The sequence below is a fragment of the Mesorhizobium sp. Cs1299R1N3 genome, assembly GCF_037179625.1.
Taxonomy (GTDB): domain Bacteria; phylum Pseudomonadota; class Alphaproteobacteria; order Rhizobiales; family Rhizobiaceae; genus Mesorhizobium; species Mesorhizobium salmacidum.
On the sequence record NZ_JAPYKQ010000009.1, the window covers coordinates 53,075 to 74,077 of the forward strand.

General features: G+C 64.0%; 24 protein-coding genes. 14 read left to right on the forward strand and 10 right to left on the reverse strand.

Annotated elements, in window-relative coordinates:
- The first annotated feature begins 39 nt into the window (after positions 1 to 39).
- On the forward strand, positions 40 to 681 hold the full coding sequence (locus O7B34_RS19700; RefSeq protein ID WP_337147640.1) for a LysE family translocator: 642 nt from the start codon (positions 40 to 42) through the stop codon (positions 679 to 681).
- Here the strand turns inward: O7B34_RS19700 and O7B34_RS19705 are convergent.
- From O7B34_RS19705 to rlmN, 4 genes are all read right to left on the reverse strand, one after another.
- On the reverse strand, positions 653 to 1,135 hold the full coding sequence (locus O7B34_RS19705; protein ID WP_337147642.1) for a hypothetical protein: 483 nt from the start codon (positions 1,133 to 1,135) through the stop codon (positions 653 to 655). The two genes, O7B34_RS19700 and O7B34_RS19705, sit on opposite strands and share 29 nt — an antisense overlap.
- A complete protein-coding gene (locus O7B34_RS19710; protein WP_337147643.1) occupies positions 1,132 to 1,581 on the reverse strand; it encodes a hypothetical protein in 450 nt (149 codons plus the stop codon). The genes O7B34_RS19705 and O7B34_RS19710 overlap by 4 nt, the downstream gene beginning before the upstream one ends.
- Before the next feature lie 6 nt (positions 1,582 to 1,587).
- Positions 1,588 to 1,941 carry a hypothetical protein gene (locus O7B34_RS19715; RefSeq protein WP_337147645.1) on the reverse strand — a complete coding sequence of 118 codons (354 nt, stop codon included), beginning with the start codon at positions 1,939 to 1,941 and terminating at the stop codon, positions 1,588 to 1,590.
- A 65-nt stretch (positions 1,942 to 2,006) separates the two neighbouring features.
- Positions 2,007 to 3,242 carry a 23S rRNA (adenine(2503)-C(2))-methyltransferase RlmN gene (gene rlmN, locus O7B34_RS19720; RefSeq protein WP_337141210.1) on the reverse strand — a complete coding sequence of 412 codons (1,236 nt, stop codon included), beginning with the start codon at positions 3,240 to 3,242 and terminating at the stop codon, positions 2,007 to 2,009.
- A 244-nt stretch (positions 3,243 to 3,486) separates the two neighbouring features.
- Here rlmN and O7B34_RS19725 point away from each other — a divergent pair, with 244 nt between their 5' ends.
- Entirely contained in the window at positions 3,487 to 3,786 is a 300-nt protein-coding gene (locus tag O7B34_RS19725; RefSeq protein WP_140510494.1) for a hypothetical protein, read from the forward strand.
- Positions 3,787 to 3,968: 182 nt separating this feature from the next.
- Positions 3,969 to 5,324 (forward strand): chloride channel protein, encoded by a 1,356-nt coding sequence (locus O7B34_RS19730; RefSeq protein WP_337147646.1) that lies wholly within the window; start codon positions 3,969 to 3,971, stop codon positions 5,322 to 5,324.
- 54 nt (positions 5,325 to 5,378) lie between these two features.
- On the opposite strand, the gene O7B34_RS19735 is transcribed toward O7B34_RS19730, so the two are convergent.
- The 3 genes from O7B34_RS19735 to O7B34_RS19745 form a co-directional block, all read right to left on the reverse strand.
- Positions 5,379 to 5,882 (reverse strand): invasion associated locus B family protein, encoded by a 504-nt coding sequence (locus tag O7B34_RS19735; protein ID WP_337147647.1) that lies wholly within the window; start codon positions 5,880 to 5,882, stop codon positions 5,379 to 5,381.
- 287 nt (positions 5,883 to 6,169) lie between these two features.
- A complete protein-coding gene (locus O7B34_RS19740; protein WP_337107665.1) occupies positions 6,170 to 6,532 on the reverse strand; it encodes a YkvA family protein in 363 nt (120 codons plus the stop codon).
- A 136-nt stretch (positions 6,533 to 6,668) separates the two neighbouring features.
- On the reverse strand, positions 6,669 to 6,965 hold the full coding sequence (locus O7B34_RS19745) for a 4a-hydroxytetrahydrobiopterin dehydratase (RefSeq protein WP_337147648.1): 297 nt from the start codon (positions 6,963 to 6,965) through the stop codon (positions 6,669 to 6,671).
- A gap of 50 nt (positions 6,966 to 7,015) precedes the next feature.
- Here O7B34_RS19745 and O7B34_RS19750 point away from each other — a divergent pair, with 50 nt between their 5' ends.
- Positions 7,016 to 7,534: a low molecular weight protein-tyrosine-phosphatase gene (locus O7B34_RS19750; protein ID WP_337147649.1), complete on the forward strand. Its 519-nt coding sequence runs from the start codon at positions 7,016 to 7,018 to the stop codon at positions 7,532 to 7,534.
- On the opposite strand, the gene thpR is transcribed toward O7B34_RS19750, so the two are convergent.
- Both thpR and O7B34_RS19760 read right to left on the reverse strand, forming a co-directional pair.
- The gene (gene thpR / locus O7B34_RS19755) at positions 7,438 to 8,034 is read right to left on the reverse strand and encodes an RNA 2',3'-cyclic phosphodiesterase (RefSeq protein ID WP_337147650.1); all 597 of its coding nucleotides are present in this window, start codon (positions 8,032 to 8,034) and stop codon (positions 7,438 to 7,440) included. The genes O7B34_RS19750 and thpR overlap by 97 nt on opposite strands.
- A 129-nt stretch (positions 8,035 to 8,163) precedes the next feature.
- Positions 8,164 to 8,808 carry an arylesterase gene (locus tag O7B34_RS19760; RefSeq protein WP_337147651.1) on the reverse strand — a complete coding sequence of 215 codons (645 nt, stop codon included), beginning with the start codon at positions 8,806 to 8,808 and terminating at the stop codon, positions 8,164 to 8,166.
- 85 nt (positions 8,809 to 8,893) lie between these two features.
- On the opposite strand from O7B34_RS19760, the gene O7B34_RS19765 reads away from it, so the two are divergent.
- The 4 genes from O7B34_RS19765 to O7B34_RS19780 all read left to right on the forward strand — a co-directional run bounded on the left by O7B34_RS19765 (position 8,894) and on the right by O7B34_RS19780 (position 13,826).
- A complete protein-coding gene (locus O7B34_RS19765) occupies positions 8,894 to 9,589 on the forward strand; it encodes an ABC transporter ATP-binding protein (RefSeq protein ID WP_337147652.1) in 696 nt (231 codons plus the stop codon).
- Entirely contained in the window at positions 9,589 to 12,138 is a 2,550-nt protein-coding gene (locus tag O7B34_RS19770) for an ABC transporter permease (RefSeq protein WP_337147653.1), read from the forward strand. Before O7B34_RS19765 ends, O7B34_RS19770 begins: the two co-directional genes overlap by 1 nt.
- 230 nt (positions 12,139 to 12,368) lie before the next feature.
- A complete protein-coding gene (locus O7B34_RS19775; protein ID WP_337147655.1) occupies positions 12,369 to 13,142 on the forward strand; it encodes a Bax inhibitor-1/YccA family protein in 774 nt (257 codons plus the stop codon).
- 105 nt (positions 13,143 to 13,247) lie between these two features.
- Positions 13,248 to 13,826, forward strand: coding sequence for a GNAT family N-acetyltransferase (locus O7B34_RS19780; protein WP_337147656.1), 579 nt, complete (start codon positions 13,248 to 13,250; stop codon positions 13,824 to 13,826).
- Positions 13,827 to 14,063: 237 nt separating this feature from the next.
- On the opposite strand, the gene O7B34_RS19785 is transcribed toward O7B34_RS19780, so the two are convergent.
- Complete coding sequence (locus O7B34_RS19785; RefSeq protein WP_027146198.1) at positions 14,064 to 14,450, reverse strand: DUF2794 domain-containing protein; 387 nt, start codon at positions 14,448 to 14,450, stop codon at positions 14,064 to 14,066.
- 521 nt (positions 14,451 to 14,971) lie between these two features.
- Here O7B34_RS19785 and O7B34_RS19790 point away from each other — a divergent pair.
- Genes O7B34_RS19790 through O7B34_RS19815 form a run of 6 tightly spaced genes read left to right on the forward strand, consistent with a single transcriptional unit; the run spans position 14,972 to position 20,961 of the window.
- The gene (locus O7B34_RS19790; RefSeq protein ID WP_337147657.1) at positions 14,972 to 15,631 is read left to right on the forward strand and encodes a helix-turn-helix domain-containing protein; all 660 of its coding nucleotides are present in this window, start codon (positions 14,972 to 14,974) and stop codon (positions 15,629 to 15,631) included.
- Positions 15,632 to 15,666: 35 nt separating this feature from the next.
- Positions 15,667 to 16,737, forward strand: a complete 1,071-nt coding sequence (locus O7B34_RS19795) for an extracellular solute-binding protein (protein WP_027146196.1) — start codon at positions 15,667 to 15,669, stop codon at positions 16,735 to 16,737.
- Positions 16,738 to 16,759: 22 nt separating this feature from the next.
- A complete protein-coding gene (locus tag O7B34_RS19800; RefSeq protein WP_337147658.1) occupies positions 16,760 to 17,623 on the forward strand; it encodes an ABC transporter permease in 864 nt (287 codons plus the stop codon).
- Complete coding sequence (locus tag O7B34_RS19805) at positions 17,623 to 18,420, forward strand: ABC transporter permease (RefSeq protein WP_337147659.1); 798 nt, start codon at positions 17,623 to 17,625, stop codon at positions 18,418 to 18,420. Before O7B34_RS19800 ends, O7B34_RS19805 begins: the two co-directional genes overlap by 1 nt.
- On the forward strand, positions 18,417 to 19,553 hold the full coding sequence (locus tag O7B34_RS19810) for an ABC transporter ATP-binding protein (protein WP_337147660.1): 1,137 nt from the start codon (positions 18,417 to 18,419) through the stop codon (positions 19,551 to 19,553). Before O7B34_RS19805 ends, O7B34_RS19810 begins: the two co-directional genes overlap by 4 nt.
- 22 nt (positions 19,554 to 19,575) lie before the next feature.
- Positions 19,576 to 20,961, forward strand: a complete 1,386-nt coding sequence (locus O7B34_RS19815; protein ID WP_337147661.1) for an NAD(P)/FAD-dependent oxidoreductase — start codon at positions 19,576 to 19,578, stop codon at positions 20,959 to 20,961.
- The last annotated feature ends 42 nt before the right edge of the window (positions 20,962 to 21,003 follow it).

Below are 21,003 nucleotides of genomic sequence, written 5' to 3' on the forward strand. Positions count from 1 at the left end.
TCCTCTATAGCCTGACGTCCCCAACCCAAAGGCCTGCCCATGTCCTTCATTCCCGACACCGCCACGCTGATCCAGTTCGCGATCGCCACCGTGATCCTGGCGATCACGCCAGGCCCTGACATGACGCTGTTCGTGTCGCGCACGCTGAGCCAGGGGCGAGCCACCGGCTTTGCCTCGATGGCCGGCGCGCTGTGCGGCACGCTGATCCACACCACGCTGGTGGTGGTCGGCGTCTCGGCGCTGATCGTCGCCTCGCCGATGGCTTTCTTCGTGCTGAAGATCTTTGGCGCCGGCTATCTCGTCTTCCTGGCCTGGCAGGCGATCGCCCAGGGCTCGGCCTTTTCGCCGGAGAAGAAGACGGGCCCGCAGATCTCGCTGCTGCGCAGCTGGGCCGCGGGGCTTGGCGTCAACCTGCTCAACCCGAAGATCATCCTGTTCTTCATGACCTTCCTGCCGCAATTCGTCTCCGCGCACGATCCGAACGCGCCCGGGAAGCTGTTCTTCCTTGGCTCCATGTTCATCGTGCTGTCGATCCCGGTGACGGCACCCATGGTGCTGGCGGCGGAAAAATTCTCGGCGGCGATGAAGGCCAGCCCACGCGTGACGCGGGTGGTCGACTATCTCTTCGCCGGCGTGTTCTCGGCCTTCGCGCTCAAGATCCTGACGGCCCAGGCGAAGTAGGAGCTTTCTCGTCCTTCCGCCAGCTTCCGGCCCAGCGGCCGGCGCTCAGCCAATAGAAGATGCCGCCGACCATACCGCCGCCGAGCACCGCCATGATCGCGCTGGTCTCGGTGACCGCGAAAACGGAATCGCGGATATTGTCGACCAGGCCGAGGAAAACTCCCGCCACCAGCGCGCCCGCCAGCGCGTAGAACAGCCAGTCGCGCCGGCCGAGGATTTCGGCAATCAAAATGATGATCGCGGCCGGCGCGAAGCCGAAATAAGCGACAAACAGGGCGACGAAAGGAATTGAAAAATAGAGCGATGCCGTCGCCGCCGGATCGGCTTGCGCCGGAGCGTAGCCGAGCGAGGCCAGGAACAGGATGTTGAGAAAGGCGCTCGCAGCCAGCGAGGCGACAGCGTAGCCGAACAGGATGACGGCGAAGCGCACGATATAGGCGACGAGACGGTTCATCGGGGATCACGGCCCGTGAGATGACCGGACTTGTGTCCAGCCAGAAGCCAGTAGACCCAGCCGGCGGCAATGCCGGCCGCGGCCAGAAAACCGAGGAAGCCCGGATTGAAAACGAAGCCGCCGGCGGAGCCTGGGACAAAAACACCGAAGACGATCGATGTGACCGCGCCCGTGACGGCAAAATAGAACCAACCTCGCAACGCCAGCCGTTCGGCGACGAAGATCGCCGGGCCGACGATCAACAGAGCGCAGATCGCCACGGTCAACACGGCGAGCGGGAAGGAGGCCAGCCAGTCGAATGTGAAAATGATCGACCAGTTGCCGTCCTCGATCCCGGCCAGGAGAACGATCAGCAGCACCGGCACCAGGATGGAGGTGAGCACAGCGGCGACGTAGCCGACTGTTATGATGGCGAAGCGCTTCGAGCGGGCGAGGAGGCGGGTCATGGTACGCTATTCGGAGATCGGAAGAAGTCGATTGGCGGCCGATCGGTAGACAATCCCGCATAGGCTGCCGGCAATGACCAGGGCAACCAACGTTTCGAGGCCAAGCGGATTTTGTATCAACGGATAGATGTGCATTTCGGCAAACATAAAGGCCCCGACCAGAGCGCCGCCTGCGATGAAACGTGTCCATCCTCGCTGCCGGGTCACTTCGGATAGCACGATAAGCGGTGCGGCGGGTAGTACACCGTAAATGGCTGCCACCCACGCGCCAAAGATCAACACCATTGCTCGATCCCATAGATCGAAAAAAACCATGCCACTGCGCCAGAAGAATAAAAGATCTTCGGTCAAAATGTACATGATGGACATCGCCAACGAGGCCGCTACATAGCCAAGAGTGGCGGCCGTCAGTCGCCGAAAAAAGCTCACACCTCGCCGTGCCCCGCGATCATCATGGCTTCGAGCGCCAGCCGGTCGACCTTGCGCATGCGTTCCGATTCCGACTTCAGCTGGCCGCAGGCGGCCAGGATGTCGCGGCCGCGCGGCGTGCGGATCGGCGAGGCGTAGCCGGCATTGTTGATGTAGTCGGCGAACTTCTCGATCGTCTCCCAGTCCGAGCACTGGTAGTTGGTGCCAGGCCATGGGTTGAACGGGATCAGGTTGATCTTGGCCGGAATGCCCTTGAGCAGCTTGATCAGGCCCTTGGCGTCCTCGATGGAATCATTGACGTCCTTCAGCATCACATATTCGAAGGTGATACGCCTGGCGTTGGAGAGGCCGGGGTAGGCGCGGCAGGCGGCGATCAGCTCCTTGAGCGGATACTTCTTGTTGATCGGCACCAGCAAGTCGCGCAGATCGTCATTGGTGGCATGCAGCGAGATCGCCAGCATGACGCCGATCTCCTCGCCGGTGCGGAAAATCTCGGGAACGACGCCGGAGGTCGACAGCGTGATGCGGCGCTTCGACAGGGAAAGACCGTCGCCATCGGAGGCGATCAGCAGCGCCTTCTTGACCGCCTCGAAATTATAGAGCGGCTCGCCCATGCCCATCATGACGACGTTGGACACTTTCCGGCCCTCGGCGGGCACGATGGCGCCATCCGGCGTGTCGCGGTCAGGGAAGTCGCCGAGCCGGTCGCGGGCGGTGAGCAACTGGGCGAGGATTTCCTCAGCCGTCAAATTGCGCACCAGCTTCTGCGTGCCGGTGTGGCAGAACGAGCAGGTCAGCGTGCAGCCGACCTGCGAGGAGATGCAGAGCGTGCCGCGGCCTTCCTCGGGGATATAGACGGTTTCGATCTCGACCGGCCGGCCGGCGCCGCGCGGCGGAAAGCGGAACAGCCACTTTCGTGTGCCGTCGGCGGAAATCTGCTCCTCTACAATCTCGGGCCGGGCGACGGTGAAATGCCTGTCGAGTTCGGCGCGCAGGTCCTTGGAGATGTTGAACATGCCGGCGAAGTCGGAAACGCCGCGTACATACATCCAGTGCCAGAGCTGCTGGGCGCGCATCTTTGCCTGACGCTCAGGCACGATGCCCGCAGCGACGAGGGCCTCGGCGAGCTCGGCCCGTGTCAGGCCAATCAGCGACGGTTTTTCGGCCGGCATGGCGCGGGTACGCAAGGCGTCACGGGCACCTTCGGCGGTGAGGTCGAGTGAAAGGGTCATGGTTGCACTGATATAAGCGGTTTACGGCCGATTTCATCCATCGTGCCTGATCTCAAGCGGGGCGCATAGCACAGCTTGGCGGCAGAGTCATGCCGCGGGCGATCGGGCAGCCTGTCCCGCCGCCTGGCCGTGGTGCTCCCCCGGTGCGCGATCGATCACATATTCGTGTCAGCGTAACGGCCGGCGCGCCATCCGCGAACCCTGAACGGGGCAACTGTGCCCCTGCACAATGGGAGTATGCGGAATGAAATCGATCAAGCTCGCCGTCATTGCCGGCCTCGCCGCTCTTTGCGCCTCGCAGGCGTTCGCCGAGGACACGATGGGCACCATGACCATGATGAAAGGTGGGCAAGTGACGGCGATCATGCCGGACGGGCACATGGGCACCATGATGCCGGACGCAAAGATGGGCGCCGATATGATGAAGATGGCCAAGCCGATCAAGCACTGCATGATGATAATGACCGACGCCAAGGGCAAAGCCTATATGATCGACACATCGACCAAGAAGGCCCAGGCCGAATGTGAAAAAATGGCCATGTGACGATCTCGCAACGATTGCCCGCCGGCGTGGAGGCCGGCGGGTCGCGCAGCTTTCACTTCGATTGAAGGAGGCGCTCTCTGGATCATGCTCGCGAGCGGACGCCCAACACCGCCGATCGTCAGACTCTTGCTTGATCGGTGTCATGCCTGTGTTAGGGCTGGGTTTTCCCCGCGAGGACAGACATGGCCGGTCAATCACGAAGACATCCCATGCTGCGGCGTTCGCGCGCCATGTGGGCCTCGCGCCGCGTCTGGCAGCCGCGCCTTGTGTTCTGGGCCGGTGCGATCTCGATCGGCCTGATCAGCGTGTTGTTTGCCGTGCTGGCCGACAAGGCACAGGCGCTGTTTCATGTGGTGATCGGCAATGATGGCGGCTGGCGCTTCTATCTGCCGCTGGCGATCACCCCGCTCGGCTTTGTCCTGTGCGCGTGGCTGGCGCACGCCTTCTTTCCGGGCTCGCAAGGCAGCGGCATTCCGCAGGCGATCGCCGCCCGGCATCTGCGCGACGACGACGACCGCAGCCATATCCTGTCGCTCCGGCTGGTGGCGGGCAAGATTGCCCTCACTCTTGTCGGCCTGTTCTGCGGCGCTTCCATCGGCCGCGAGGGGCCGACCGTGCAGGTCGGCGCGTCGCTGATGCTGCAGGCGGCGCGCTGGGGCGGCATGGCGCAGGCGCGCGGCCTGATCCTGGCGGGATCGGCCGCCGGCATCGCCGCCGCCTTCAACACGCCGCTTGCCGGCATCGTCTTTGCCATCGAGGAAATGGGCCGCACCTATGAGGCGCGCACCAACGGGCTGGTGCTGACGGCGGTCATCCTGGCCGGCCTCGCCTCGCTCGGCGTGCTCGGCAACTACACCTATTTCGGCGTGTCCAAGGAGACGATCTCGTTTGCCGTCGACTGGCCGCTGGTGATCGCCTGCGGCGTCATCGGCGGCGGCTTTGGCGCCTTGTTCTCGTTGCTGGCGTTGAAGGCGACGCGGCGTATCCGGCGCTGGAACGCACTGCAGCCGCTATGGCGCGCGCTGCTGGTGGCGGCGGTCTGCGGGCTGGCGGTAGCGGTGATCGGCATCGCGTCGGGCGGGCTGACCTTCGGCACCGGCTACGCGCAGGCGCGCAGCGCGGTCGAAGGCACGCCGCTGCCCTGGTTCTTCTTCGCCGAGAAATTCGCGGCCGGGCTGCTGTCGATGATTTCAGGGATACCCGGGGGAATCTTCGCACCCTCGCTGGCGGTGGGAGCGGGCATCGGCAGTTCGCTCGGCCTGGTGTTCGGCAGCGGCGCCGGCGTCGCGGCGCTGCTCGGCATGGCCGGCTATTTCGCCGGCGTGGTGCAGGCGCCAATGACGGCCTTCGTCATTATCCTCGAAATGACCGGCAATCACGACAATGTCATCGGCCTGATGCTGGCCTCGATGCTGGGTTACGGCACGGCACGCCTGATCTCGCACGAGCCGCTCTATCACGCCCTGTCGCGGGTGTTCATCGCCGAAGCGATCCGGCGGCGGCGGGCGGAAGCCGCACCGGAATCAGGCCACGGCTGAAAAAGCAAAAGGCCGGGGTTGCGGCCCGGCCTTTGGTTCAAAAACGAAGATAGCCTATTTGCACTTGGCGATCGAGGACAGCGCCGCCGAGATGCCCTTCAGCGAAAAGACATAATTCGTGGGATTGCCGCGGCCCGACTTCGCCGACACCTTCATGTCGGTGCCGGTCTTCATCGCCGCGATCAGCACCGGTTCCTCGGCGGCGTTCTCGACCCAGGCCGATTTTCCGCGCGTGAACATCGAGAAGCTCTTCTTGTCGATGGTGACGGTGGCCTTGGAGCCTTCCTGGAAATTGTAGCCGGCGATGAACTGCGGCTCATAGGATACCTGTTGGCCGGGCCGCTGGCTGACGAAGAAGAACATGTCGCCATGGTCGAGTGTCGGCGGCTGCTTGTCGGTCGGCACGGTCAGCAGGTAGCAGACCTTGCCGCCCGACGCCTGGTAACTGTACGTGCCCCAGGCATTGTGCTGGCCGATCTTGGTCGCCTGCTGCGCCAGCGCCGGCGCTGCCGAGGCCGCCAGGACCAGGCTCGAAACTAGTGCAATCAATCCGCGCATCGTTTTTCCCGTATTCCAAATGGTGCGGAGGCGGGGCCGCGTGGCGTCCTGCCGTCGCTTCATTTTGATTTAATCTGGGTTACCAAACGGTGAAGTTCCCAAGAGAAAAGGACCTTCACCCCAGGAAACCGCCGCCATTTCCGCGCCGCCGCCTTGTCAGCGGCCGGCACGGCGTCCCTTTGGCGACTTGGAGGCCACGAAAACGGCAAGAGTTTGACTTTTGACCCGCCGCTGAACGCTCCTGTCCAGGGGCCGAGTCGACGGGGCGGGATTTGGGCGACGGGACTTTAGCTCTTGTCGGCGATGGCGTCCTTGGCGGCCTGCCGGTGCGCCGGCGTGATATGGGCGCTGACGGCGGTGATCGCGGCGGTCAGCACGGCGATGTCGTCGGTGAAGCCGAGGCCGAAGATGAAGTCGGGGATGAGGTCGACCGGCAGGACGAAATAGCCGAGCGCGGCCACCAATATACCCTTGGCGCGCAGCGGCGTTTTCTTGTCCATGGCGCAGTAATAGGCGGCGACGACGTCTTCCATGAACGGAATCTGGCGCGCGGCCTTCTTGGCCGTGCGCCAGAACTTTTCGCGCACTTCGCCCTCGCCGCCCAGTCTGTCGCCAAAGCCGAAGAAGTCAAAACCGGATTCTTGCGCCATCAATCTCTCCTACCGGCTCCCATGCCCATACTGGCGCATGCCCGCGGATCAAAATGTGGTGAAAGCCGAACCCGGCTGCAAGATGCGGGCGCCGATTTGGGGGCCGCGCCCGCCCGTGAGCATGGCCAGTCCGCGTTCAGCCGCCGAAATAGCTGTTCATCTTCCTGGCGAGTTCGATATCGAGCGCCGTGACGCCGCCGGCGTCATGCGTGTTCAACGTCACGTCGACGGTCTTGTAGACATTCGACCAGTCGGGATGATGGTCCATCTTCTCGGCGGCCAGCGCGACACGGGTCATGAAGGCGAAGGCTTCGGAGAAATTCTTGAAGGTGAAGGTGCGGGCGATCGAGGCGCCGTCCTTTGCCAGCGTCCAGCCGTCAAGCGCCGTCAGTGCTGCTTCGGCGGCTTCCCTGCCCAGTTTCTCTCTCGTCATGTCCGCCTCCCGTGCTATTGCGCTGGAGTCGCCAGCATAGCGCCGGATCCATGATAGCGAAGCCCATAAATTCCATTCTTTTCGTCTGCCTCGGCAACATCTGTCGATCGCCGCTGGCGGAAGGCGTCCTTCGCGCCGTGCTTTCGGAGCGCGGATATGGCGGGGATATCGTGCTCGATTCGGCCGCGACCGGCGGCTGGGAGGTCGGCTCCGCTCCCGATCCGCGCTCGATTGCCGTCGCGTCGCGCCACGGCATCGACATCTCGCGGCAGCGTGCGCGCAAGATCGTGCCGGAGGATTTTCACCGCTTCGACCTGATCTTCGGCATGGACCGGCCCAACGTCCGCGACCTGAAGGCGCTGGCGCCGGCGGCAGTGCACGATCGCATCCACCTGTTCCTGGACTTCGCCGAGGGAAGGCCGCGCGATGTGCCGGATCCCTATTATGAGGACCGGGAAGCGTTCGCTTCGGTCTATCGCATGATCCGCGAGGCGTCGGAGGCGCTGGCGACACGGCTTGCGGCGCGCGTATCGACGCCGGACAGCGGCCAGGCTTCCTCGACGATATAGGGGCCGCCGCCGACCGAATCACGCGACGACATCAGGACGAAGCGGCCGATGCGGAACGGCAGCGTCGAGAAATTGCCGCGCGCCGACAGATATTGGGCGACGTCGAGCGGGCTCGAATTGCGCAGGCGCGCCAGCGTCACATGCGGCATGAACTTGCGCGGATCGGCGGGAATGCCGAGCCGTTGGCAGATGCGCTCGATCTCGGCCTGAAGGGCGGCCAGATCGGGCGAGGGGGAAGCGCCCGCCCATACCGCATGCGGCTTCTTCTGGCCGAAAGCGCCGACACCCGACAGTGCCAGCGAGAAGGACGGGCGCTGCACGCGGTCGAGCGCATTGGCGATCTCGTCGGCGACATGGCCTTCGACATCGCCGATGAAGCGCAGCGTCAGATGGTAATTTTCGACGTCGATCCAGCGGGCCCCGGGCAGGCCGCCCCGGAGCAGGGATAGCGAAAGGGCGGCATCACGCGGAATTTCGAGGGCGGTGAAAAGACGCGGCATGAAGAGCCTCCCTTCCTCGAATCGAACTGTCATCCCTAGCGAATCATCGATAATCAAATGGAGCAAGTGGTTTGTTGGTCGCAGGCCTTCGCTAAACGTTTCCCCAACGGAAAGCGGCTTTATCGGACATCATGAATCTCCCGGCACCGCCGCGATGGCCTTCTCCACCGTCGGCAGGATGCGCTCGACCATCTGATCGACCCCTCTGGCGTTCGGATGCAGGCCGTCTCCGAGTTGCAAACTGGACTGGCCGGCGACGCCGTCGAGAAAGAACGGATACAGCGTAACGCCGTATTTCGCGGCGAGTTCCGGAAAGACGGCGTCGAAGGCGCTCTGGTAGTCGGCGCCGAGATTGGGCGCGGCGCGCATGCCGGCCAGGAGCACGGCTATCTTGCGCCCTTTGAGCTTGCCCAGCATCGCGTCAAGGTTCTTCCGGGTGATGTCGGGTGAAACGCCGCGCAGCATGTCGTTGGCGCCGAGTTCGAGGATGACGAGCTGCGTCCCGTCCGGCACCGACCAGTCGAGCCGCGCCAGGCCGCCGCTGGAGGTATCGCCGGAGACGCCGGCGTCGGCGACGGCGACGTCATGGCCCCTGGCGCGAAGGGCGGCCTGCAATTTGTCGGTAAAGCCCTCGCCCGGCCCAAGGCCGAACCCCGCCATCAGGCTGTCACCGAAGCCGACGATCTTGAATGGCTCGGCGCGCACCGACGAAATGGCGCCGCAAATGGCGAGGAAAACGATCAGGCCTGCGGCAAAGCGGCGTTTGAAAGACATGCGGCAGGCCCCATATGACAGAGAATTCTTCCGGCGATGGCTTCCGACAGGCAGAGCCTCCCCTTCCATATAGGACGCTTTCATTTTGACAGAAGCCGTCATCGCGCTGAAAGACGTATCCCTGACACTCGGCGAAGGGGCCTCGTCCGTCCATGTGCTGAAGGGCGTCAGCCTCGAAGTGGCGCGCGGCGAGGCGACGGGCATCGTTGGTCCGTCGGGGTCCGGCAAGTCGACATTGCTGATGGTGCTGGCGGGGCTGGAACGCGTCGATTCGGGTACGGTCCGAATCGCCGGCGAGCTGCTCAACGGCAAAACCGAGGATCAGATCGCTTCGTTTCGTGGTCGAAACATCGGCATCGTGTTCCAGTCCTTCCACCTCATCCCCAACATGACCGCGCTCGAAAATGTCGCGGTGCCGCTGGAACTGGCCGGCCACGCCGACCCGTTTTCGGTGGCGGAGCGGGAACTGGCGGCCGTGGGCCTCAGTGACCGCGTCACCCACTATCCCGGTGAACTCTCGGGTGGCGAGCAGCAGCGCGTGGCGATCGCCCGGGCGCTGGCACCGTCGCCGCGCATCCTGATCGCCGACGAGCCGACCGGCAATCTCGACCAGGCGACGGGGCGGCAGGTCGCCGATCTTCTGTTCGCGAAGGCCGCCGAGCGCGGCATGACGCTGGTGCTGGTCACCCATGATCCGGCGCTCGCGGCGCGCTGCTCGCGCCAGGTGTCGATGCGCTCCGGGCGGATCGAAGCGCCGGCGCCGGTCAAGGTCACCGCCTGATGCCGCTGGCGCGGACCTTGAAGCTTGCCATCCGCTTCTCTGTGCGCGAGATGCGTGGCGGCCTGTCCGGCTTCCTTATCTTCCTCGCCTGCATCGCGCTCGGCGTGGCGGCGATCGGCGGCGTCAATTCGGTGGCCCGCTCCATTACCGCCGGTGTCGCCGATCAGGGCCAGACGCTGCTCGGCGGCGACCTTCGCTTCCAGATCAACCAGCGCGACGCCAACCAGGCTGAGCTTGGCTTTCTCGACGGGCTGGGCGTCGTTTCGCATACCGCAGGCATGCGATCGATGGCGCGCCTGGCCGACGGCTCCGACCAGGCGCTGGTCGAGGCCAAGGCGGTCGACGAGGCCTATCCGCTCTATGGCGCGCTGGAAACCGAACCGGCGCTGACGAAGCAGGAACTGTTCGGCGGGCAGTTCGGCGTTTTCGGCGCCGCTGCACCCGACCTTTTGTTCGAACGGCTGCATCTCAAGATCGGCGACCGGCTGAAACTCGGCACCGCCATCTTCGAACTGCGCGCCAGGCTGGTGAGCGAGCCCGACGCGGTTTCCGACGGGTTCGGCTTCGCGCCAAGGCTGATGATCTCGACCGAGGGCCTGGCGGCCACCGGGCTGATCCAGCCGGGCAGCCTGGTCGAGAACGCCTACAAGGTCCGGCTGCCCGCCGGTGCCGACGAGGCGCGGCTCAAGGCCATCCAGGACCAGGCGACCAAGGATTTCCCGGAGGCCGGCTGGTCGATCCGCACGCGCAGCAACGCAGCACCGGCGCTTTCTTCCAACATCGAACGCTTCTCGCAATTCCTGACGCTGGTCGGGCTCACCGCGCTGGTGGTCGGCGGCGTCGGCGTCGCCAATGCGGTGCGGGCCTATCTCGACGGCAAGCGCGGCGTCATCGCCACCTTCAAGAGCCTGGGGGCGTCCGGCGGCTTCGTCTTTGCCGTCTACCTCGTGCAGATCCTGATCATCGCCCTGCTCGGCATCGGCGCCGGCCTGGTGCTGGGCGCGCTGATGCCGTTTGTCGCAAGTGCCGCCCTACAGTCCGTCATTCCGGTGCCGGCGCAAGGCGGCTTCTATCCCGGCGCGCTCGCCATGGCGGCGCTGTTCGGCCTGCTGGTGACGCTCGCCTTCGCGCTGCTGCCGCTCGGCCGCGCCCGTGACGTGCCGGCGACCGCGCTGTTCCGGGAGATGGGGCTGGAAGGCCGCGGCCTGCCGCGCCCCGTCTATGTCGTTTGCGCGCTCGGCATCGCGCTGTTCCTGGCGGCGCTGGCGATCCTGTTTTCGGGCGACCAGCGCATCGCCTCGATCTTCGTCGGCGCCACGATTTTTGCTTTCCTGGTGCTGCGTCTCGTTGGCGGACTGGTGCAATGGGCAGCCAGGAAAAGCCCGCGCGTGCGCTTTGTCGCGCTCAGGCTCGCCGTCGCCAACATCCACCGGCCCGGCGCGCTGACGCCATCGGTGGTGCTGTCGCTGGGGCTTGGACTGACTCTCCTGGTGACGCTGGCGCTGATTGACGGGAATCTACGGCGCCAGATCTCCGGCAACCTGTCGGAGCGGGCGCCGAACTTCTTCTTCGTCGACATCCAGGGCAGCGAAGTCGATGCCTTCTCATCGCTGATCGCAAAGGAGGCGCCGCAGGGAACGCTGGCCAAGGTGCCGATGCTGCGCGGCCGGGTGATGGCGCTCAACGGCGTCGATGTCGACAAGGTCAAGGTGCCGGCCGAAGGCGCCTGGGTGCTGAAGGGAGATCGCGGCCTGACCTATGATGTCAGGCAGCCGGAAAACGCGACGCTGACCGAGGGCAAATGGTGGCCGGACAATTATGCCGGCGAGCCGCTGGTTTCGTTTTCCGACAAGGAGGGCAAGGAAATCGGGCTGAAGCTCGGCGACACCGTCACCGTCAATGTGCTCGGCCGCAACGTTACGGCGCGGATCGCCAATTTCCGCCAGGTCGAATGGGAGACGATGGGCATCAATTTCGTCATGGTGTTCTCGCCCAACACATTCGCGGGCGCCCCGCATGGCTGGATCGCGACGCTCACCGAAAAGAGTGCTTCGAGCGCCGAAGACGCGCGCGTCCTCAATGCCGTCACCCGCGCTTTCCCGGCGGTGACGACGGTCCGGGTCAAGGACGCGCTCGACATCGTCAACCGGTTGGTCGGCCAGCTCGGCACGGCGATCCGGGCGGCGGCCGGCGTGGCGCTGATCGCCTCGGTCCTGGTGCTTGCCGGCGCGCTTGCCGCCGGCAATCGGGCGCGCATCCACGACGCGGTGGTGCTGAAGACGCTGGGCGCGACGCGCACCACGCTGATAACGGCCTTCTCGCTGGAATACATGCTGATCGGGCTCGCCACCGCGATCTTCGCGCTCGCCGCAGGCAGCGCCGCAGCCTGGTTCGTCGTCGCGCGCATCATGACCTTGCCGTCGCATTTCATGCCGGAAGTCGCGGTCGCCACGATTGCCTTTTCGCTGGTGATCACGGTCGGCATCGGCCTTGCCGGCACCTGGCGGGTGCTTGGCCACAAAGCGGCGCCGGTGCTGCGAAACCTCTGATTCGCCGCCCTGCGCCGCCTGTCCGGGTTAAATCTTTGTAAGAATGCCGTCTAAAACGGCCGGCGAGGCGGCATTTTGGCCTGTCACGAACCGTTACAACAGGTTACGGTCTTGTTCTCGACGCGAATAACCATCATATTTCGGCGCAGGCATGCTGGAGCCCCGCCAGCGGCGCCTGGGTCCGCAAGAGGCCCGACACCGGACGGGGCAGAAGCAACAGAGGATTTCCAATGGCTGATCCCATTCGCAATTATCAGACGTCGGCGGTGCCCGGCGTCCGCGCCGACATCGACCAGGGTCTGCGCGCGTACATGATCAAGGTCTACAATCTGATGGGGCTTGGCTTGCTCATCACTGGCCTTGCCGCCATCGGCACCATCATGCTGGCCACCACCGCCGACCCGGCCTCGGCCGTCGCGACGCTGCCGAGCGGCGAGATGCTGACCTCGTTCGGCTATGCCATCTTCGGTTCGCCGCTGCGCTGGGTTGTCATGCTGGCGCCGCTGGCCGCCGTGTTCTTCCTGTCGTTCAGGATTCAGGCGATGAGCGTCGCCGCCGCGCAGACGACCTTCTGGGTCTATGCCGGCCTGGTCGGCCTGTCGCTGTCGTCGATCTTCCTGGTCTACACCACGGCAAGCATCTCGCAGACCTTTTTCGCCACCGCCGCCGCTTTCGGCGCGCTGTCGCTGTTCGGCTACACCACCAAGCGCGACCTGTCGGCGATGGGCTCGTTCCTGATCATGGGCGTGTTCGGCATCATCATCGCGTCGGTGATCAACATCTTCCTGCAGTCGTCGGCGCTGACCTTCGCCGTCTCGGCGATCGGCGTTCTGGTGTTCGCCGGCCTCACCGCTTACGACACGCAGAAGATCAAGGAGATGTATTTCGAGGGCGACGCATCCGATGTCGCCGGCCGCAAGGCCATCATGGGCGCGCTGTCGCTCTACCTCGACTTCATCAACCTGTTCATGTTCCTGCTCCAGTTTATGGGCGACCGCCGCTAAGCGGTATTGGACCATCAACTCCTGGAAGGGCGGCCCAATGGCCGCCCTTTTCTTTTGTGCGGGCCTCTGCTGTTGTCGACGGCACATAAGAGGGTTGCATAGAGAATGAACAATATCGTGATCAGGCCGGCAACCCCGGTCGACCTCGACATCATCACCGGAATCTATGCCAACGCGGTCACCAACGGTACGGCGAGCTATGAACTGGAGCCGCCCAGCCGAGCCGAGATGGGCGCGCGATTCGCCACGCTCGCTGCCGGCGGCTTTCCCTATCTGGTGGCCGAGAAGGACGACGCCGTGCTCGGCTATGCCTATGCCGGCCCCTTCCGGCCGCGCCCGGCCTATCGCTTCATCGTCGAGGATTCGGTCTATGTCGCGCCCGATGCCAAGGGCCAGGGCGTCGGCCTCAAGCTGATGCAAAGCCTGGTCGCGGCGGTGCAGGCGGCAGGCTTTCGCCAGATCGTCGCGGTGATCGGCGATGGCCACGCCGACAGCGCCTCGGTCAGGCTGCACGAGAAGCTCGGCTTTCGCCATTCCGGCCGCCTCGAAGGCTCCGGCTACAAGCACGGGCGCTGGCTGGACACGGTGTTCATGCAGCTATCGCTGAACGGCGGGGCGTCGGTCCCACCCGATCCGGATTCGTTGCCGGAGCGGAAATTCCGGAAGGGGGAATTGAAGAATTGAGGAACTGGGGAATTGAGGAATTGAGGAATTGAAGAACTGAAGAATGAAAGAAAAATGGCGCTTACGTCAGACGCCGAGTGTCTTATTCCTCAATTCCTCAATTCCTCAATTCCTCAATTCCTCAATTCCTCAATTCCTCAATTCCTCAATTCCTCAATTCCTCAATTCCTCAATTCCTCAATTCCTCAATTCCTCAATTCCTCAATTCCTCAATTCCCCAATTCCTCAATTCCCGGTTCAAACCTGAACCAGCTTCAGCTTGCTGTCGAAGACGCCAAGCACGCGGCCTAGCTCCTGGCCGCGTTTGAGGATGCGCCCGCCCGCCGCGATGACGGCGAAGGCGCCCTGCTTGCGCGCCAGTTTCGGATCCTTGACGATCTGGAACAGCGGCACTTCGCTGGCGCGACGAAAAACGGAAAAGACAGCGCGGTCGGTGAGATGATCGATGGCGTAGTCGCGCCATTCATTGGCGGCGACCATGCGTCCGTAGAGCCTCAGGATCTGGTCCAGTTCACGCCGGTCGAAGCGGACCGGCTGGTCGAGGCGTTCACGTCGCGCCTCGTGTAGCGGGATCAATATTGCGGATGCGTCTCCATCCCCCATCCCGCCGCCGTCATCAGTCATGCCTCGATCCTTCAAAATGAATCTTTGCCAACCAAAGTTGGCCCCTTCGCAAGCCAATTGCAAGAGCCGGCGAAGCGAAGCCGGCGGCTAGCCGTTTCCGTCGCGTCCAGTCACGTTTGTGAAACGCGTGTTGGAATTGGTGATGCTTCGCCACATTTCTGCCTTTTTTTATCCGCGCTCATGCCCCAATGTCCGACGAATTTACCGGCGTTGCCTGAGACGGTTCGGTCCGGCACCGGCTCGTAAACCCCAAGCCCCCCGCCCACGGGTCTGCGTCGGATCGAACCAACCTCGGCCTTTTCCATGGAAAAGCGCCAGGTGCGACGATCCCAAAACCTAAATGACCGACGTCAGAAGCAAGCTGACGTCGGTTTTTTCGTTTTTGCACCTTTTTTACGCAACTAAGGCGACCCATGGAACTCGGGCGTAGAGCCAGAGGCGGCCATATCGACTCAATTCCGCCGACGTGCTTGCCATTTGCCACCTCACTTAATAGGGTGTTAAGTGAAACGGAGACGGCAATGCCACGCGCATCGGACTCCACGGCAAAACAGGTGAATGGTGGGACGGTCGCGCCAGAGGCCGGCGGCGTCGGCCCTCGCATCAAGGCATTGCGCACGGCGCGGCGCGTCTCGCTGCGCCAGCTCGCCGACATGACCGGCACGACCGCGAGCTTCATCAGCCAGCTCGAGCGCAATCTGTGCGGCGCCAACACCGGCACGCTGCTCAAGATCGCCGCCGCTCTCGACCTCGGCATCAACGATCTGTTCGAGGACAATGCCCGCCCCCTGCACAAGGTGCTGCGGCGCGAGGAGCGGCCGGTCGTTCCGGTCGGCGTGCAAGGCCGCAAGATGCTCCTGTCGCGGCGGCCGATCCACCAGTTCGAGGTCTATGCCGGACATTTCGAGGTCGGCGGGTCGACCGGGGACGAGACCTATGTCCATAGCGGCGAACACGAAATGTTCATGGTGCTCAAGGGGACGGTGGAGCTGACGCTTGCCGACGAGCGCCATGTGATGCGCGAAGGCGACAGCGTCGAATACGCAACGTCGGTGCCGCATCGCACGGTCAATGTCGGCGACACGCCTGCGGAGGTGCTGTGGATCATCGCGCCGCCAACCGCCGGCGCGCTCGAACTCGATCAATACAGGCCCGGAAACCGCTCGCATCCGGGTGAATGAAAACAAATGCGAGTTCTGCAATGGGAGAGTTGATCATGAGACTGAGATTTGGACATGCGGCGTGCGTCGCCGTGCTTATGGCTGCTACCGCCGCGCTCGCACAATCCAAGCCGGTGGCGGGAGAGGTGGCTGAAGGCTCGCTGAAGGGCAAGACGCTGACCTTCGTATCCTATGGCGGAATCTACCAGGACGGCCAGGTGGCCGCGCTCAAGGAGTTCGTCGACAAATCCGGCGTCAAGCTGCTCAATGACGGCCCGACGGAGATCGCCAAACTGCAGGCGCAGGTCGAGTCCGGCAATGTTACCTGGGACGTCGTCGATACCGACGACTTGCCGCCCTATGTCTATTGCGGCAAGCTGTTCCAGAAGCTCGATCTGACGAAGCTCGACGTCTCGAAAATCCCGGAAGGTCAAGTCGGCGAATGCTCGGTGCCGGCGATGAACTACGGTGTCGTGCTGATGTACAACAAGGAAAAGTACGGGGATAATCCGCCCAAGAGCTGGGCCGACTTCTTCGATACCCAAAAATTCCCCGGCGTGCGTGGGATCGACGGCTCCGGCAGCCCGACCGGCGGCCTGCTGGAACAGGCGTTCAAGGTCGCCGGCGGCGACCCGAAGGCGATGACGGTGGCCGACATCGACAAGGCCATCGATGTGGTCCGCAAGCTCGGCCCCGACACCATTTTCTGGAAGACGGGCGCCGAATCGCAGCAGCTCGCCGAATCCGGCGAGGCCGACATGCTGATGATGTGGACGGGCCGCGCCATGACCGCGGTCAAGAACGGTGCCAAATATGCACCCGCCTGGCAGGACTGGCTGGTGGTGATGGACCAGATGACAATCCCGGTCGGCGTCAAGGATACGGATGCATCCTACGCGTTGCTCAATGCCTATCTCGGCAAGCATGCCCAGGAAATATTGGCGGAGAAGACCTCCTACACGCCGATCAACAACGACGCGCAGCCCAAGGTCGACGCTTCCGTGTCCGCCTACCTGACCAACACGCCTGAACGCCAGAAGCAGGGCTACAAACAGAATTTCAAGTTCTGGGTGCCGAACTTCGCGGTGGCGCAGGAGAAGTGGTCGGCGCTGATGGCCGGCAACTGACCGGCTGACGGGAACACAGACCGTGAGCGCGTCCAAGCCAACCATTCCTGCTGCCGAAAGGCGCTGGGCATGGCGGCCGTACGCGCTCGCGCTGCCGGCGCTGGTCCTGCTCCTGGCGGTGATCGGCTATCCGCTGCTCACCATCATCCTGCGCAGCCTGTCGGAGCCGGAGTGGGGCCTGCAGAACTATATCTGGTTCTTCAGCATGCCCATCAATCTCACCGTGCTCCAGCGGACCTTCGTCATTTCGACGTGGGTCACGCTGGTGTGCGTGGTCTCGGCCTATCCCTACGCCTATCTGATGACCGCGGTCGGGCCACGCGTTCGGCTGGCGCTGATGCTGTGTGTGCTGATCCCGTTTTGGGTGAGCGGCGTGGTGCGCACTTTATCCTGGGTGATCCTGCTCCAGGATTCGGGCGTCATCAACTCGATCCTGCGGTCGCTCGGGCTCGGCGGCGTCAGGCTGATCCGTACCCAGACGGGCGTGGTCATCGGCATGGCGCAGGTTCTTCTGCCCTTCATGATCCTGCCGCTCTATTCGGTCATGAAAGGCATCGATCTCAGGCTGATGCGCGCGGCGCAAAGTCTTGGCGCCCGACCGTCCCGCGCCTTCTTCACCATCTACCTGCCGCTGTCGCTGCCGGGCGTCTATGCCGGGGCGATCATCGTCTTCATCCTGGCGCTCGGCTTCTACATCACACCGGCTCTGCTCGGCGGTCCACGCTCGACCATGCTGTCCACCCTGGTGCAGACGCAGGTGCTCAGTCTGCTGCAATGGGGCAGGGGCGGCGCGATGGGCGTGGTGCTGCTGGTCACGACCTTCGTGCTGCTGGCGCTTGCCGCGCCGGTGATGCGATCCCGGTACCGGGAAGCGGAGCGACGCTGATGGAGATGAAGCCGCTCACGCGCGTCGTCCTGGGTCTTGTCTGCCTGCTGGTGGCCATATGGCTGGTGGCGCCGACGCTGGTCGTGGTGCCGATGTCGTTCAACGAGAACAAGTCGCTGGCGTTTCCGCCGCAGGGCTTCTCCTGGCAGTGGTACCAGAATTTTGTCACCAACCCGGATTGGTCGAACAGTTTCCTGAATTCGCTGAAGGTCGCCTCGATCGTCGCGGTGCTGGCAACGGTGCTCGGCACGCTTGCCGCCTTCGGCCTCGACCGCATGAAAGCGCGGCCGGCAAACCTGCTGCGCATGCTGATGTTGACACCGATGGTCGTGCCCGGCGTGGTGCTGGCCATCGGCATCTACGCGGTCTACCTCGATACGCGGCTCGTCGGCACGCTGCTCGGCTTCGTGCTCGCCCACACCATCCTTGCGCTGCCCTTCGTGCTGATTGCCGTCTCGGCCAATCTCGAAGTGTTCGACAGGCGCCTCGAGACAGCCGCGGCGAGCTTGGGCGCGAACGCGCTCACCACGTTCCGCACGGTGACGCTGCCGTTGATTGCGCCCGGCGTGCTGTCAGGGCTGCTGTTCGCCTTCGCCACCTCCTTCGACGAGATTGTCGTGTCGCTGTTCATCACCAATCCCTATCTCAGGACATTGCCGGTGCAGATCTTCGCTTCCATCACGCGCGACGCCGACCCCACGGTAGCGGCGGTCGGCACGATCCTGTTGTTTGCCACCACGATCCTGATCGGCAGCGGCATGCTTCTTCTTGGCCGTGAGCGGAAAGGACGCCAATGAATCCGGGGCAAGAGAGCAGGGGGAACCCGGGGCAAGAGAGCAGGGGCGCGGCGATCGATCTCAAGTCGATCAGCAAGGCGTATGGCAGCTTCAAGGCGCTGGACGGCGTATCGCTGCACATCAAGGCCGGCGAGTTCATGACGCTGCTCGGGCCGAGCGGCTCCGGCAAGACGACGACGCTCAATGTCGTTGCCGGTTTCACCGAGGCCAGTTCGGGCGCGCTGGAAGTGGGCGGCAAGAGCGTGGTCGGCGTGCCGGCGCACAGGCGCAACATCGGCGTGGTGTTCCAGCATTACGCGCTGTTCCCGCACATGACTGTGAGCTGCAACGTAGCCTATCCGCTCGCGCTGCGCGGTGTGGCCGGAGCCGAGCGCGAACGCCGCGTGCGCCAAGCGCTCGACATGGTCAAGATGGCGGATTTCGGTCACCGCTTTCCCAGCGAACTTTCGGGCGGCCAGCAGCAGCGCGTGGCGCTGGCGCGCGCCATCGTTTTCGATCCGCCGCTGCTGTTGATGGACGAGCCGCTCGGCGCGCTCGACAAGAAGCTGCGCGAATGGCTGCAGCTCGAAATCAAGCGCATCCACCGCGAACTCGGCACCACTTTCGTCTATGTGACGCACGACCAGGAAGAGGCCCTGGTTCTGTCGGACCGAATAGCCGTGTTCAACCGGGGCCGCATCGAACAGATCGGCACCGGGCGCGAGCTGTATGACGAGCCGGCGACGCTGTTCGTCGGCAAGTTCATCGGCGATTCCACCGTGCTGCGCGGGGCCGCCGCCACCTCCGGCGGGGAGACGGCGATCGACATTGCGGGCCAGAAGGTCGCGACAGCCAAGCGTCTCGCCAATGGCGGCAGGCCGGTCATGCTGCTGCGGCCCGAAAAGCTGGCGCTTGCCCGCCGTGGTGCCGGCGGCGATGGCCGCAACCGGCTCACGGGGCGCATAGGCGAAGCGATCTATCTCGGCTCCGGCTCCAAATACGAGGTCGATCTGGCCGACGGCTCCAAAGCCATCGTGCGCTCGACCCTGGAAGCAGACAGTTTTGCCATCGGAGACGAGGTCGACGTGCTGTTCGCCGGCGCCGACGTCAAGCTGCTCGCCGACGACGACAAGGCCGACCTGACGCTTACCTGAATTTCGGAACGGATTTCAAAAAATGCAAGCCAAGCATAATGGCGACGTGTCGTTCTGGTATGCCGATATCGGCGGCGTTCCCGCTTATCGGCCGCCCTTGCCCGGTGACATCGAGGCCGATGTCTGCGTCGTCGGCGCCGGCTACACCGGCCTGTGGACCGCCTATTATCTGAAGAAGGCGCAGCCTACGCTGCGCATCGCCATCGTCGAAAAGGAGTTCTCCGGCTTCGGCGCCTCGGGCCGCAATGGCGGCTGGCTGTCGGGCGGTTTCAGCTGGTCGCGCGAGAAATACGCAAAAACATCGTCGCGCGGCGCCGTGATCGACATGCAGCGCGCCATGTTCGGTACGGTGGATGAGGTGATCGCGGTGACGGAAGCCGAGGGCATCGATGCCGATATCCGCCGGGTCGACAACTTCACCGTCGCCACCAACGCCGCGCAATTGCAGCGCGCCAAGGCAGAATACGAGGAGCTGCTGGGCTGGGGAATGCCGCCGGAGCGGCTGGCCTTCCTCGACGCGCGGGAGGCGCGCCAGCGCATCGCCATTGACAAGGTACTGGGCGCCTTCGTTGTGCGCAACGTCGCGCGTGTACAGCCGGCCAAGCTGGTCCAGGGCTTGGCGGCCGCGGTCGCGCGGCTCGGCGTGCCGATCTACGAGCAGACGCAGGTGCTGGCGATCGAGAAGGGCAAGGTCACCACCACCAGAGGCATCGTGCGGGCGCAAAAGATCATCCGCGCCACCGAAGGCTTCACGGCTGGCATTCCCGGCTACGAGCGTCTCTGGCTGCCGCTGAACAGCGCCATCGTGGTGACCGAGAAGCTGCCGCAAGAACTCTGGGACGCGATCGGCTGGAACGGTTACGAGGTGCTGGGCGATGCCGCGCACACCTATTGCTACGCTCAGCGCACGCGCGAAGGCCGCATCGCCATGGGTGGTCGCGGTGTGCCATACCGCTTCGGCTCGCGCACCGATGTGCGCGGCCGGACCCAGCAGGCAACCATCGACCAGTTGCACGAGGTGCTGACCAGGCTGTTGCCGCAGACCAAAGGCGTGCGCCTCGACCATGCCTGGTGCGGCACGCTCGGTGTGCCGCGCGACTGGTGCACGACTTCGGGTTTCGACCGTGAGAGCGGCATCGGCTGGGCCGGCGGCTATGTCGGGCTCGGCGTGTCGAGTTCCAACCTGTCGGGCCGCACCTTGCGCGACCTGGTGCTCGGCCACGACACCGAACTGACCCGGCTGCCCTGGGTCAACCGCACGGTCAAGAAATGGGAACCGGAACCGCTGCGCTGGCTCGGCGTGCACACCATGTACCAGCTCTATCGCATCGCCGACCGGCGTGAAGCAAACGGCTTGGGCCGTACCTCACGCCTTGCGGCCTTTGCCGATCGCCTGACCGGACACTGAAACCATTCGAAGACGATGTGTAACGGTTTGCGTCTGGAATTG

Bases quoted from the DNA above. Each gene is read 5' to 3' on its own strand.
- O7B34_RS19700 (WP_337147640.1), top strand. From the start codon at position 40: ATGTCCTTCATTCCCGACACCGCCACGCTGATCCAGTTCGCGATCGCC.
- O7B34_RS19705 (WP_337147642.1), bottom strand. From the start codon at position 1,135: ATGAACCGTCTCGTCGCCTATATCGTGCGCTTCGCCGTCATCCTGTTC.
- O7B34_RS19710 (WP_337147643.1), bottom strand. From the start codon at position 1,581: ATGACCCGCCTCCTCGCCCGCTCGAAGCGCTTCGCCATCATAACAGTC.
- O7B34_RS19715 (WP_337147645.1), bottom strand. From the start codon at position 1,941: ATGTACATTTTGACCGAAGATCTTTTATTCTTCTGGCGCAGTGGCATG.
- rlmN (WP_337141210.1), bottom strand. From the start codon at position 3,242: ATGACCCTTTCACTCGACCTCACCGCCGAAGGTGCCCGTGACGCCTTG.
- O7B34_RS19725 (WP_140510494.1), top strand. From the start codon at position 3,487: ATGAAATCGATCAAGCTCGCCGTCATTGCCGGCCTCGCCGCTCTTTGC.
- O7B34_RS19730 (WP_337147646.1), top strand. From the start codon at position 3,969: ATGGCCGGTCAATCACGAAGACATCCCATGCTGCGGCGTTCGCGCGCC.
- O7B34_RS19735 (WP_337147647.1), bottom strand. From the start codon at position 5,882: ATGCGCGGATTGATTGCACTAGTTTCGAGCCTGGTCCTGGCGGCCTCG.
- O7B34_RS19740 (WP_337107665.1), bottom strand. From the start codon at position 6,532: ATGGCGCAAGAATCCGGTTTTGACTTCTTCGGCTTTGGCGACAGACTG.
- O7B34_RS19745 (WP_337147648.1), bottom strand. From the start codon at position 6,965: ATGACGAGAGAGAAACTGGGCAGGGAAGCCGCCGAAGCAGCACTGACG.
- O7B34_RS19750 (WP_337147649.1), top strand. From the start codon at position 7,016: ATGATAGCGAAGCCCATAAATTCCATTCTTTTCGTCTGCCTCGGCAAC.
- thpR (WP_337147650.1), bottom strand. From the start codon at position 8,034: ATGCCGCGTCTTTTCACCGCCCTCGAAATTCCGCGTGATGCCGCCCTT.
- O7B34_RS19760 (WP_337147651.1), bottom strand. From the start codon at position 8,808: ATGTCTTTCAAACGCCGCTTTGCCGCAGGCCTGATCGTTTTCCTCGCC.
- O7B34_RS19770 (WP_337147653.1), top strand. From the start codon at position 9,589: ATGCCGCTGGCGCGGACCTTGAAGCTTGCCATCCGCTTCTCTGTGCGC.
- O7B34_RS19775 (WP_337147655.1), top strand. From the start codon at position 12,369: ATGGCTGATCCCATTCGCAATTATCAGACGTCGGCGGTGCCCGGCGTC.
- O7B34_RS19780 (WP_337147656.1), top strand. From the start codon at position 13,248: ATGAACAATATCGTGATCAGGCCGGCAACCCCGGTCGACCTCGACATC.
- O7B34_RS19785 (WP_027146198.1), bottom strand. From the start codon at position 14,450: ATGACTGATGACGGCGGCGGGATGGGGGATGGAGACGCATCCGCAATA.
- O7B34_RS19790 (WP_337147657.1), top strand. From the start codon at position 14,972: ATGCCACGCGCATCGGACTCCACGGCAAAACAGGTGAATGGTGGGACG.
- O7B34_RS19795 (WP_027146196.1), top strand. From the start codon at position 15,667: ATGAGACTGAGATTTGGACATGCGGCGTGCGTCGCCGTGCTTATGGCT.
- O7B34_RS19805 (WP_337147659.1), top strand. From the start codon at position 17,623: ATGGAGATGAAGCCGCTCACGCGCGTCGTCCTGGGTCTTGTCTGCCTG.
- O7B34_RS19810 (WP_337147660.1), top strand. From the start codon at position 18,417: ATGAATCCGGGGCAAGAGAGCAGGGGGAACCCGGGGCAAGAGAGCAGG.
- O7B34_RS19815 (WP_337147661.1), top strand. From the start codon at position 19,576: ATGCAAGCCAAGCATAATGGCGACGTGTCGTTCTGGTATGCCGATATC.